Annotated in this window: 12 protein-coding genes; 1 reads left to right on the forward strand and 11 read right to left on the reverse strand. The window is 59.4% G+C overall.

Features of this window, described 5'->3' with window-relative positions; all coding sequences use genetic code 11:
- Positions 1-231 precede the first annotated feature (231 nt).
- The gene (locus CTT34_RS11145) at positions 232-1,896 is read left to right on the forward strand and encodes an electron transfer flavoprotein-ubiquinone oxidoreductase (RefSeq protein ID WP_159342500.1); all 1,665 of its coding nucleotides are present in this window, start codon (positions 232-234) and stop codon (positions 1,894-1,896) included.
- Positions 1,897-1,961: 65 nt separating this feature from the next.
- Here CTT34_RS11145 and CTT34_RS11150 read toward each other — a convergent pair whose 3' ends face one another.
- From CTT34_RS11150 to pabC, 11 genes are all read right to left on the reverse strand, one after another.
- A complete protein-coding gene (locus tag CTT34_RS11150; protein WP_159342501.1) occupies positions 1,962-3,470 on the reverse strand; it encodes a diguanylate cyclase domain-containing protein in 1,509 nt (502 codons plus the stop codon).
- A complete protein-coding gene (locus CTT34_RS11155) occupies positions 3,463-3,888 on the reverse strand; it encodes a type 2 periplasmic-binding domain-containing protein (RefSeq protein ID WP_159342502.1) in 426 nt (141 codons plus the stop codon). Before CTT34_RS11155 ends, CTT34_RS11150 begins: the two co-directional genes overlap by 8 nt.
- Positions 3,889-3,899: 11 nt before the next feature.
- The gene (locus CTT34_RS11160; RefSeq protein WP_254436368.1) at positions 3,900-5,069 is read right to left on the reverse strand and encodes a porin; all 1,170 of its coding nucleotides are present in this window, start codon (positions 5,067-5,069) and stop codon (positions 3,900-3,902) included.
- 153 nt (positions 5,070-5,222) lie between these two features.
- Complete coding sequence (locus tag CTT34_RS11165) at positions 5,223-7,433, reverse strand: ATP-dependent helicase (protein WP_159342504.1); 2,211 nt, start codon at positions 7,431-7,433, stop codon at positions 5,223-5,225.
- Positions 7,430-7,990: a DUF1285 domain-containing protein gene (locus CTT34_RS11170; protein WP_159342505.1), complete on the reverse strand. Its 561-nt coding sequence runs from the start codon at positions 7,988-7,990 to the stop codon at positions 7,430-7,432. The genes CTT34_RS11165 and CTT34_RS11170 overlap by 4 nt, the downstream gene beginning before the upstream one ends.
- Positions 7,991-8,016: 26 nt before the next feature.
- A complete protein-coding gene (locus CTT34_RS11175; protein WP_159342506.1) occupies positions 8,017-8,850 on the reverse strand; it encodes a TatD family hydrolase in 834 nt (277 codons plus the stop codon).
- A gap of 36 nt (positions 8,851-8,886) precedes the next feature.
- Complete coding sequence (locus CTT34_RS11180; protein WP_159342507.1) at positions 8,887-9,222, reverse strand: PilZ domain-containing protein; 336 nt, start codon at positions 9,220-9,222, stop codon at positions 8,887-8,889.
- A 23-nt stretch (positions 9,223-9,245) separates the two neighbouring features.
- Positions 9,246-10,229 carry a DNA polymerase III subunit delta' gene (locus CTT34_RS11185; RefSeq protein WP_159342508.1) on the reverse strand — a complete coding sequence of 328 codons (984 nt, stop codon included), beginning with the start codon at positions 10,227-10,229 and terminating at the stop codon, positions 9,246-9,248.
- A complete protein-coding gene (gene tmk, locus CTT34_RS11190) occupies positions 10,220-10,873 on the reverse strand; it encodes a dTMP kinase (protein WP_159342509.1) in 654 nt (217 codons plus the stop codon). The genes CTT34_RS11185 and tmk overlap by 10 nt, the downstream gene beginning before the upstream one ends.
- Positions 10,874-10,922: 49 nt before the next feature.
- Positions 10,923-11,927: an endolytic transglycosylase MltG gene (gene mltG / locus CTT34_RS11195; protein WP_159342510.1), complete on the reverse strand. Its 1,005-nt coding sequence runs from the start codon at positions 11,925-11,927 to the stop codon at positions 10,923-10,925.
- An 18-nt stretch (positions 11,928-11,945) separates the two neighbouring features.
- Complete coding sequence (gene pabC, locus CTT34_RS11200) at positions 11,946-12,752, reverse strand: aminodeoxychorismate lyase (RefSeq protein WP_159342511.1); 807 nt, start codon at positions 12,750-12,752, stop codon at positions 11,946-11,948.
- Positions 12,753-12,757 lie beyond the last annotated feature (5 nt).

A 12,757-nucleotide genomic window follows, 5' to 3' on the forward strand; every position in this document is an offset into this window, starting at 1 on the left:
CAACTTTCTCTTCGTGCGGCCTTGGTCGTAGCCCGCTGGTATCGCTGCTCGTACCGACACTTATAAAGTGTGCTTTTGCCATCGTAGGGGTGACCTGACACGGGTATTATGCCTATCATGGGAGATAACCAGAAGCAAACGACCGTTTTAAATTAAGGCCATCTTTTCATAAGCTAGTGCCCATTCGCTAGCCCGATACAGATGGCACTTATGAGAATAAGGAGAAACCGGGTGGAAAACGTTGAACGCGATGTAATGGACTTTGACGTTGTCATCGTCGGCGCAGGCCCATCAGGGCTTGCCGCCGCTTGCCGCTTGATGCAGCAAGCCAACGAGGCCGAGCAAGAACTCACCGTCTGTGTCGTGGAAAAAGGCTCAGAGGTCGGCGCCCACATTCTCTCTGGGGCCGTCTTTGAACCTCGCGCACTGGCGGAGCTGTTTCCCGACTGGGAAGAGCGTGGTGCGCCTCTCACGACCCCTGCCGTTCGCGACGATGTATACCTGCTCAAAGATGCCGACAAAGCGCAGAAGATTCCCAATGCGCTCGTGCCGAAAAGCATGCACAACACCGGCGGCGATTTGACGCGCTACGTGATCAGTGCGGGCAACCTGTGCCGCTGGCTTGCGGAGCAGGCAGAATCGTTGGGCGTCGAGATTTTCCCAGGGTTCGCCGCTCAGGAAGTGATCGTCGAAGAGGGTGTCGTTCGCGGTATCTTGATTGGCGACATGGGCGTCGGTGCCGATGGCACTCCTAAAGATGGCCACATGCCCGGTATGGAGCTGCGCGCCAAGTACACGCTCTTTGCCGAGGGTGCGCGCGGCCACTTGGGCAAGCGGCTGATCAATGACTTCTCTTTGAATGCAGGCCGTGACCCACAGCACTACGGCATCGGCTTGAAAGAACTATGGGATGTGCCCGCCGACAAGCACGAGCCCGGCTTGGTCGTCCACGGCTCTGGTTGGCCGCTGGATAGCAATACCCACGGCGGCTGGTTCCTTTACCATGCAGAGAATCAGCAGGTCGTCGTTGGGCTGATCATGGATCTTGGCTACCAGAACCCGTGGCTATCACCGTTCGATGAATTTCAGCGCATGAAGCACCACCCGGTGCTAAGCCAATACCTGGAAGGTGGTAAACGCGTGGCCTATGGCGCGCGGGCCATTGCCAAAGGCGGGTACAACTGCCTGCCGAAAATGACGTTCCCTGGCGGCCTGCTCATTGGCTGTGATGCGGGTACGCTCAACTTTGCCAAGATCAAAGGCCTACATACCGCCATGAAATCAGGCATGGTCGCAGCCGAGAGCGTCTTCGAGGCCATCCAAGGGGGTGATGAAGGTGGGCAAGAGCTCGCCAGCTTCACCCGCAAATGGGAAGCCAGCTGGGCCTATCAGGAGCTCAAAGAGAGTGCGAGCTTCGGCCCGGCCATACATAAATACGGCACGGTCGGCGGCGGCGCCTACAACTTCGTGAACCAACTGCTGGGCAATAAACTCCCCAACGTTCATGACACCACCACTGACCATGGGGCACTAAAGCCAGCCGCCGAATTCGAGAAAATCGACTATCCGAAGCCGGACGGCAAGCTATCGTTCGATAAATCCACCTCGGTGTTTTTATCGAATACGAACCACGAAGAGGATCAGCCTTGCCACCTGCGCCTTGCAGACCCCGATCTACCGATTCGTGAGAACTTGCCCAAATACGCCGAGCCCGCACAGCGCTACTGCCCGGCCGGGGTGTATGAAGTCGTCGAAGATGATCAAGGCCAGCCGCGCTTTCAGATCAACTTCCAGAACTGCGTGCACTGCAAGACCTGCGATATCAAAGATCCAGCCCAGAACATTACCTGGGTAGCTCCTGAAGGGGGCGGTGGTCCCAACTACCCCAACATGTAACTGCGTCTCGCCGTTGGCTGCCCAAACGAGGGCAGCCAACGGTGCTCCCTTCTGCATTCGCGCCTTTAGCGCGACGGCTCTTCATGAAAATACGCGGTGTTCTTTCCCGCCTGCTTGGCGCGATACATGGCGGAATCGGCACGCTTCATCAGCGTTTGCTCATCGGCTCCATCGTCTGGAAACAGCGCCACTCCAATACTGACCGAAATCAAACACGTCTGTCCCTGCAACGAGAAAGGCTCTTGAATCGCAGCCACCAACTGCTCGGTGACACGCGTCACGGGCTCCCGCTGGGTGATGTGTCTTAGCAGAATGACGAATTCATCGCCTCCCAGCCGGGCGACAACGTCGTGTTCACGCACGGAAGATAGCAGCCGTTTAGCCACCAGCTTGAGCAGCTTATCCCCCGCCTCATGGCCCAACGTATCATTGACGCTCTTGAAGCGATCTAAGTCCAAGAATAGAAGCGCAAAGCCTCCCTCCGTCCCCCGGTACCGCCCAATCGCGTGATCCACCAAATAGCTAAGATATGCCCGGTTCGGCAACTGGGTCAGCGTATCGTGAAACGCAAGATGTTCGATATAGTGCGCGTGACGCAGCCGCTCATCCGTCACCCGCTGACGCTCGCGGTGAAGCTGGTGGCTAAGCCGCGCCAGAAGCCCGAGGATCATCAGTGCCGCAAGACTCACGAAGAGCGCGCGCAGCCAGTAGCGACGTTCCATCGGGTAAGCGCGCGCCAACTGCTCCTCCACGGAGATACCGACCACGATGGACAAAGGGAAATGGAACAGTGGGCGTACCAGCGTTAGCCGCTCGACATCCTGCCAACGGGTAATGAAGGGCGTGTCGTCACTACTCATGATTTTATCATACGTCGGTAGCGCCATGGCGATGCTGGAGTACAGCCGAGTACCGCTTCGACCAATGCGGGTGACGTTACTCGCATCCACTAGCGCAAGTAGCCCCTGCTCTCCCAAGGCATTCTCGTTATAACCGCTAACGAAGTAGTCAGCGCCGACGGTTAGCGTCACCCACTCGGTCGCATCACGACCATGGCTCAGCATTCTGGCAAACAGCAGCTGCTGTCGCCCCGCCGACGAAAACGCCTCGACCAGCAGCCCGGGGGCCTCTGGCAGCGCAGGCACACTGTCACGCTGCGTGGCCGGCTCCCAAGCGCCCGTACGCTCTTTGACCCGTCCCTGTCCGTCTACGATGCTGACCGAAAAAATCACCTCAGGGGGCAACAGGTTACGCTCCGCCAGCGTTGCTAAAATGTCTGAGCGCTGCTGACTGGCGACGAAGTCGACGAGCTTCAACGTCGCATCGATCTCCCGCAGCGATCTCAACACCCTGGCTTCGTAGGTGTCCGCCATGTCACCAATCGAGAGTTCGATTTGGCGCTTGATCGCGGCCTGCTCACGGCTGACCAGATAGTGGGTGCTACTCAGAATGACCAGCACGATCAACACCCCGGCCGCGCCAAAGAGCGTCAGCGGCTCAGCTAGCCGATGTCGCCATGAGCGCGCGGCATGTTGCGCGTCCAGGCGCAGTACTGGACCTCGGATGTTATTCAACGGTGACCACCTTCAACCGCTCGTCCAAAAATCGAGCGTCAATGTAGCCGAGCGCGTTGGGATCGCGAACGAGCCGCTCTACCACCGCCTGACTATCCGCAAAGGTTTGTGGCGGTTGACCGCGTCCCGTAAAAATCAGCCTTGCCCAGTGAGCGCGCAACTGGGCCGGTGTTTTTCCAATGTAGTGACGATAAAACTCGCCGCGCTCCCGTGACCGCTCGGATTGGTCGATAGGCGTGACCACCGCTCGCCCCTGGCGCAGCGTTCGGCTCTCCAAGTAGAGGTCTTTGAGCTCTTGCCGCTGAATCCGGGTCAATTCTGCCTCGGCGGATACCACCACGAGCAGATCCGCAACGCCTGTACAAGGAAGTAGAGCGAACAGTAAACAGCAGCACCATCGGGGTAATCGCTTAGCCATCGTCACTCTCCCTAAAACACAAAGTCGAGCGCAAGGCTGAACAAATTCATGTCGCCACCTGGCTGAAAGCTGGGCTGCTGATTGATCAGCCCACCAGGCGATCCAGAACGAAAATCGATATGGTCATACTGTACCGTCAACGCCATTCCGGGTCGAAAATCCCATCGCAAACCAAGAGTGCTGCTGTCCTGAGACAGACTGGACGACAAGAGCGCATTGAGCGTGCCATTGAGCAATACGGCCGCATCGGACAAAGGAGGCGGATAAAGCGCCGAGGGCAGGCCCGGCTCGAACCGATTGCTGAGCACGCGGGCTCGGCCCACCCCTGCATAGGGGGTCCATTGCCCAATGCGGTATCCCGCCGTCATGTGGGCGCTTTCGATAGTACCCAACAACGTTGACGATGAGAGCCGCGCCCACTCCCCCTCTACGAACCATGAACCCGGGTCGTAGTTTACGCCAACGCTCAAAATACGCACCGGTTTGCCACCCACTTCGTAGCGGTCGGCCAGCGCCTCTCCAGGCGGTCCAAACAGTCGATACACATCAAAAAACTGGGTCAACTCCTGCGCTCTGACATTGACCTCGCCATAGCTGGCAAAGAGCGTCGTATCGCCCCAGCGGGTGTGCTGAGAGACTCCCCACGAGTCAGAAGACTCGATATCCCCCGTTTCATATTCAAGGCTACCGCCACCGTAGCTAAGACGCAGATCGTTAATCGACTCTCCCAGATAGTAGCGATAGCGTAGATCGACGCCATCGAAGTTGGCGACGGGAACCAGACGGTAAATTTCCGCAGGCGGTCTGACCCAAGGCGTCGCAAAACTCACTTTGCGGTATTCGGAGTTCATAAAGCTGCCTTGCACCATTCGCCCAGCACGGAGGCTGAGCGTCGGCGTGGCGTCATACTGCAGATACGCCCACTCGATGTCTGGGGAGAAAGAACCATCGAAGCGCTTTTCGCTGACGACCTGTACGGTCGCGGAGAGTGAAGAGGTGGCGGCTAGCGTCGTTTGAAGTCCCAACCGGCTATCGACTTCAGCACTCCACTCCCCGCTGTAGCCAGCGCCGGAGGACGCCAGTGGGTCGGCGACGAAATCGGCATTGGTCACATCGGAATGCACCACGCCCAGCGTGCCAAACCCATTCAGGGTAACGCTAGGCAGTGAGGTGTCGGCCATGGTAGCGCCGCTGTATACCGCGAGAGAGATGGCGCAAGACCAGACGAACTGCCTTCGCATGCCGATTACCTGTTGGGTAAATAGTTAACTGCAAAGCATTTAATCGGCCAGATTAGGTGAAGTCAAACACCATGTGCGCGCGGAGCGTCAACGTCAGCTCACGGCGCTGTTCGCAGGCTCCATGATTTCGATAGGCGCGCGGCGCGCGATCAAACGTCGCCGCCCCGCCTGGGCAAAACGTACGTCGATGACCGGGTCCGAGGGGTTTCCTTCGACGGCCGCGACTTCGCCCTCGCCAAAGACCGCATGCAGCAGTCGCTGGCCAGGGTAGAAGTGGCTATTGGCTTGGTAGCCGGCAGCGGGTTCTTTCACCTGGGGTGCCGCCAAGGGAATGTCCTCACGCCCCACTTTTGTCAGATAGCGCCCCACCAGACTGGGAGAGTTCACCTCAATGGGCTCGCTAGGCGGCCGCGAGTGCGCGAGGCACTCGGCAATGCGCATACCGTCCTGCCAGGCGCTTTCCGCGATGAAGCGACTCGGCTTATGAGCTCCGCCATCGTGCAGCACGAGCAGTTGCTCCTTGGCACGAGTGATGGCGACATAGAATAGCCGCCGCTCCTCTTCTAGCCGCTCATCGCTGAGGGGATTGTCGCGGCTGTAGTGAGGAAAGTCTTCTTCATTGACGCCCGCCACCGCGACCAAGGGCCACTCCAATCCTTTGGCACCGTGCACCGTGCTGATCAGCACGCCACCTGCCTGATTCTCTACGGGACGCTCGAGCAGTTCGATAAACGCATCGGGATCTTGCACGCTCTGGGCCTGCTCGATCAGCACGTCCAGCAGGCGCACGTCCTCCTCCCCCTTATCGCGTCTCGCCGCGGCGCGCTTCAACGTCTTTTCCGCATCGATAGCTTCGACCACGTGGCTAAGCAGTTTTGCCGGTGGCCAAGCACTCAGCGTTGGCAACTCACACAGCAATTCCCAGCGTTTTTTGAGAGTGCGCCGCTGGAGCGGTTTCAATGAAGCCAGCACGGGTTCATGGCGCTCCGGCCACTGCTGAGTGCTCGCTAGCTGGTGGGCCAAGCGCTGCAAACGCTCTCTGGCAACGAACGGGGTCGGCTGGGCTAATAGCAGCAGCAGTTGTTCGGGATCGTGTAGCAGTTCAGAACGCCTGGAGAGCTTCAAATAGCCAGCCAGCGCTTGCACCAAAGGCAAGCGAAATACGAAGCGGTCTTCCCGCAATAGCCGAAAGGGAATGCCCGCCTGAAGCAGTGCGAGCTGGAACGGTACCGACAGTGCCCAACTACGCACGAGCAGGCTGGCATCGCTCAATGCCCGCCCCTGGGCCTGCCAATCCACGAGTGCATCCAACAGCAAGCGGCTGCCTTGGCCCACAAAGACACGGGTATTGGGATTTTGGGCGTCCGCCAAACAGAGCTGATCCGGCCGACGCTGATTGGCCATGATGGCGTGATTGGCCGTGAGCGCCAGCGCGTGACCATGACGAAAGGTCATCGACAGGGGATAGTCGGTGGCGTCGCCGAAGGTAGCGGTAAAGTTCTCCAGCATCGTATCGGGACGCGCCCCCCGCCACTCATAAATGCACTGATTGGCATCGCCAACCGCCATGACGTTCGCCGTGGGGCCAGCCAACACGGCAAGCAGCCGCTGCTGAACCGTATTGATGTCTTGATACTCATCGACGATCACATGATCCAAAAACCCTTCGACACGCTGGCGAAGTGAGGCATCGGCTTCCAGGGCCTGCAAGGGGCGGTAGAGCAGATCCGCATAGCTCATCACTCCCTCCGCCTCCAGAAGGCGTTCGGCCTCGACGAAGGCGGCAGGAAAGTAGTCCGTGTCTGGCTCGAACTGAAGCCGCTCGTAGAGCGTCTCAGCGGGCAACATTTCCGCCTTTACCAACCCGCAAAAATGCGCCAGCGCTTCCAACCGGTCGCCCTCTAGCGCAGCGTCGCGGCGCTCCACTTGGTCGGCCAGCACGTTCAAACTGGCCTGACGCAGCAAGCGCTCCATCTGCCACTCGGCGGAGAGTAACCGTCGAGGCGCCAGCGCCCCCCAACGACACAAGCTCTGAGTGAGACGATGTCCTAAAGAGTGAAACGTGCGCACATCAGGCAGCGGCTGCCCCGCAGGCGCCATACTGGCCAAGCGTCGCTGAAAATCCTCTTTTGCGGAGCGGTTGAACATCAGCACCAGCATCCGCTTGGGAGCAACGCCGCTCGACAACAGATGCAGTACTCGCGCGGCCATGGTCGTGGTCTTACCCGCCCCTGCCACGGCGGCAACACGAGCATGCCCTTCGCCATGGTGAACCACCGCTTGCTGTTCGGCCGTTAGCTTCACGGCGCCTCACTTGGCATGCTATCGCTCCATTGGCCAAGCGGGTGCCAGTGTCCTGCACTGTAGAGCAGGCAAGCCGTGTGCCCTTCGGCGGTTTCGTCGACGCGGGCTTGCTCCACCAAGCGATAGAACACGTTACGATGCAGCCGAGCCGCCAAGCCAAAGCGAATGGCACACTCGGGTGCTAACTCGCCGTCGGGTGTCATCGACAGCGATAGGGGGTGATCACCGTCCAGACGCACCACATCCTCGAACTGGGTCGTCAGCCACCAGGCATCGTCGCGAAAATCGGCCTCGACGATCATTAAAGGGCGATCGTCAACGGTCACTCGCCAGCGCTCCGCAGGAGTCACCAGGCAATACCCGTCCGCATCCCGCCGTAAAAGGCTGGCAAGCAGTTTAGCAATCGCCGGGCGCGGGAAGGGCCTGCCTTCATGCAGCCAAGTGCCATCCGCCTGGATACGAATGTCTATATCGCCCGATAGCGCGGGCTGCCAAGTGTCGACAGGGGGAATGGTCGCCGAGCCGCCGGATTGCTGAAGTAGCCGATCAATGTTCATTGCCATACTCCCCAAAAGACCGCGCGTTACACTACCAGTCCAGATTGTGCCAGCGCCTCTTTTACATGGGCAGGCGCATCGGGCGCGGCAGCACGGAAAAGATGGTAGAAGTTCACCGTCGTCTGCATGGCGACTTCGTCGACGCTGATGCCTCGTTCACGGGCAATGCACTCAGCCACCTCGACGACCCACGCGGGTTCGTTGGGCTTACCGCGGTGGGGAACGGGTGCCAAGTAAGGGCTGTCGGTTTCGATGAGCAGCCGATCCAATGGAAGCTGGCGTGCCAGCGTGCGTAACGACGCGGCATTGCGAAAGGTGATAATACCGGAGAGCGAAATGTAAAACCCCAGCCGCACGGCTTCTCGGGCCATCTCCAGGTCTTCGGTGAAGCAGTGGATCACACCTCCCACCTGCGGATTGCTATGCTCCCGCAGTAGCGCCAACGTATCTTCTTTCGCATCACGGGTATGAATGATCACCGGTAGCTCTAGTTCGCTCGCGGCCATCAGGTGCCGTTTGAAGCGCTCATGCTGGACGCTTAGCGGTACGCTCTCCTGGTAGTGATAATCCAGCCCGGTTTCGCCAATGGCCACCGCGCCATACTGCTCGGCAGCGTCGACGATCTCGTCGACGCTGGGTTCGTGCGCCGCTTGATACAGCGGATGCAGACCGGCGGAGATCGCAACGTCATGGTGCTCTCTGGCAATGGCGGCGAGCCCAGGCAGCTCCTCCAGCGTCGTCGAAATCGCGAGAAACTGGCTAACGTTCGCGTGACGCGCAGCGTCCAGGGTGGCCGCCACATCGCCACCGTGGGTATGTTCCGATAAACGGTCGAGATGACAGTGAGAGTCGACAAACATGCAGGGCTCTTTGAGTGTAAAGAAAAAAGTGCTGAATTAGAGCGTAAATGAAGGAGGCGCTTTATCGAGCTGGCCCGCCAGCAGCGTCTCGATACGATCGCGAACGGAGTAATCCTGCTGGCTGAAGTGCACGCCAATGCCCGGCATACGCCGACCGCTCACGCCTTCGGGAGATATCCAAATCACCTGCCCTGTCACCGAAAGACGCTCACTCTCCCCTGGCAGGGTCAGCAGCAGCATGACCGACTGCCCAAGGCCGTAGAGTGTTTTCGTCGGTACGAAAATACCTCCACGGTCCAAAAAGGGCATATAGGCGGAAAGCAGCGTCGGCACATCCGGTATCGTCAAAGAGAGCGCTTTTTGGGCAGCCATCACGACCTCGTTACAACAAGTGGTTAGGAGCGCAGCAGCGCAGACCAGCGAACTAGCCACGCTTCCAAAACGAGCTGGGGATTTGGGTTGGCCCCTACGGCGAACAGGCGGCGCTGCTCTCGGGCGTAATCCAGCAGCCGGAACCAGTCTTGAACGCGGCCATTTTTGACCGCCTGTCGATAGAGCGGCACCAAATCGGGATTGTGCAACACGCTCTGCTCGCCGGAAAGCCCCAGACGAATCAAGTCCTCAAGCCATGCGATACCGTACCACAAGATGGCATCGATGGCTTGGCGATCCAGCCTCGCGGCTTCTGATACCGGCTCTGCACCGCGAACCAACTGCTCGAAACAGTCGTGAATCTGATGCCGTAGGGCACGCTCATCGGGGGCAGCAAGTTCCACTGCCAATAGCGGTAACCCGCCGGAGACGCGCCACCAAAAGTGTGCCTCATCACCTCCCAGGTGCTGCGTCAGCCAGCCTTTACATGCCTCGAACGGTACGCTGGCCAGTGGCCACTGCTGACAGCGTGAGCGAATGGTCGGCAGCGTGCGAGACGGCACGTCCGATAGCAGGATAAAGAGCGTTTTGTCGCCAGGCTCTTCCAAGCTTTTCAACAGCGCATTGGCAGCGGCAACGTTCATCGCTTCCGCCGGGGAAATGACAATAACGCGATAACCGCCTTGCTGGGCCGTTTGCGACACGAACCGGTTCACATCGCGGATCGGGTCGATACGAATTTGACGCTTCCCCTCCTCCGGCGACACCCGCAACAAGTCAGGGTGATAGCCCGAGGCCAGCATGGCGCAGCTATGGCACTGTCCGCAGGCCTGATCGCCTGGCGCTGCACACAGCGTTCTGGCGATCAGCGCCTCCGCCAACTGCTGCTTGCCGACGCCATGGGCACCGCTGATCAGCAGCGCGTGGGGGAGTCGTCCGCTATCGGCCAGACGCACCAACTGCTGCCAGGTCGAATGGTGCCAGGGCAAAACGCCGGTTACCGCCATTGCGCAACCCGCTCTTCCAGCACACGACTCAGCGCTACTTGAACGTCTTGCAGCGGCTGGGCCGCGTCAATGAGCGCAAAACGCTCCGGCGCAGACGCGGCTCTTTCTAGATAAGCGCGGCGCACGGCCATGAAGAACTCCACACGTTCTTGCTCGAACCGATCACGCTGCGTATTGAGATCGCGCAAACGGCCCTCAAGGCGCTCCTTGGCAGCTTCTGGGGACATATCGAGCAGTAGCGTCACATCCGGGGCAAGCCCCCGCTGCACGAAATGCTCCAACTGTGCGATACGCTGTGCATCGATACCACGTCCACCGCCCTGGTAGGCAAAGGTCGCGTCGGTGAAGCGATCACACACCACCCACGCGCCCCGCGCCAGCGCGGGCAGAATTTTCTCCGATAGGTGCTGCGCACGGGCGGCAAAGACGAGTAGCAGTTCAGCGTCCACGCTCAGTGGCTCATTGGGCGACGGGTCGAGCAGCAGCTCGCGGATGGCCTCTGCACGTGCCGTACCACCTGGCTCCCGTGTGCGCACCACCTCGATCCCCCGCTCCTTTAGCCACGCTTCGACAAACGCTACGTTGGTCGACTTACCGACTCCCTCACCGCCTTCCAGAGTGATGAAGCGCCCACGCTTGCTCATTGCTGCCCCTTACTCAATTGAGACACCATCTATGGTCGATGGCGGCGATTTAACGATTACGAATATAGCGATTGACGGCATTATTATGCTCGCGCAAGGTGCGCGAAAAGTGGTGCGTGCCATCGCCTCGGGAGACGAAATAGAGCGTGTCGCCAGGCAGAGGGTTCACCGCGGCCTCCAGCGCAGCACGCCCCGGCATGGCAATCGGGGTGGGCGGCATACCGTCGATCACGTACGTGTTGTAAGGCGTCGCTTCCCGCAGGTCTGCACGGGTGATTCGGCCATCATACCGCTCCCCCATCCCATAAATGACCGTTGGGTCCGTCTGTAGACGCATGCCACGCTCCATACGCCGCTTGAAAACGCCGGCAATTTCCCGACGCTCTTCCGGCGCACCGGTTTCCCGCTCGATCAACGAGGCCATGATGAGCGCTTCGTAAGGGGAATCGATCGTGAGATCCTCGTCCCGTTCTGCCCACACCTCCTCCAGAATACGCTCCATCCGCTCCAGCGACTGACGCAAGATGTCCACATCGCTCATGCCCAAGTGATAGCGATAGGTGTCGGGAAAGAACCAGCCTTCTGGATACGTACCATCACGGCCCAAGAGCGACATGATCTCTTCATCGCTCATGTCGGCCGTGCGGTGCTCAAGCTTGGGAGCCGTATCGAGCAGGGCGCGCATTTGGCGAAACGTCCAGCCCTCAGGCACAGTCAGCGAGTAGGTCACGACATTGTTACTGCCAAGTAGAGCAATGACCTCCAATCCGCTCATCCCAGGCATGAGACGATACTCACCCACGCGCAGCAGCGGCACTTGCTCTGGGTCGATGCGAGCCAGCAGCCGATACGCCCAGGCATCCTCTAGCACGCCTTGCGAAGCCAAATCACGTACGACCTGATGAAATCCAGCACCTGCAGGTACTTGGTAAAGGGTGGGCTCCTCAAGGGTAATGGGTGCCGCAAGGCGCTGCTGCCAATAGGCATAGCCACCCAGCACGGCGGCCATGGCCAGCACCACCAATACCCCTAAGACGGCAAATAACCGTTTCACGTTGATACCTCGATCATGTTATGGAAACACGCTTGGATAGCCCAGCAGCCGATGCGCTTCGGTTTGTAACGGGTCCACTGCAAAACGCGGCCAAGTTGCCAGCTCGCAACCGTGCGCCTCTCTCAATTCACGCACGGGCCAAACCCCTTGCACTGAATTGCCTACCCAGAGTCGCTCGACGCTGGGTAGGTCGTCGACGGCCAGCGGCGCCTCATGGATGATGCCAGCGTCAAGCAGAGCCGCGCGCAAGGTCCCCGCAACACCGCACTGATCGACGCGCGGGGTATACAGGCGTCCCCGTGACGCCCAAAAGAGATTCATGCTGGTGGCTTCCACGACGTTACCTGCTTGGTCCACGAGAAGCCCTTCGGCGACATGGGGCTCGTGCCACTCCTGACGCGCCAGCACGTTCTCCAGACGATTGAGATGCTTGATGCCTGCGAGTAGCGGCTGGTGCCCCAACCGAAGGTGGCATAGACGCACGCACACACCATGCTGCCAACGCGATTGATTGGCCGTAAAGGGCGTACGTCGAGCCAACAGTCGTGGTGCTACCTGATCAGGTAACGCATACCCTCGACCGCCGCTTCCACGGGTCAAGATCAGCTTGAGAACTTCCAGCGCTGCCTCAGGTGGCGATTGCCACGCCTGAGACAGCTGCCGAGCAGACGGCAATGGAATATTCAAACGTTGGCAGCCCTTTGCCAATCGGGCGTGATGGTACTCCCACAGCACGGGCTGCCCATCGCGTAGCAAGACGGTTTCGAATAGACCATCGCCATACGCCAGCCCGCGGTCATCGAAGGGCACCTGGGGCATCGGCATCAAGG

The organism is Halomonas meridiana (assembly GCF_009846525.1).
GTDB lineage: Bacteria > Pseudomonadota > Gammaproteobacteria > Pseudomonadales > Halomonadaceae > Vreelandella.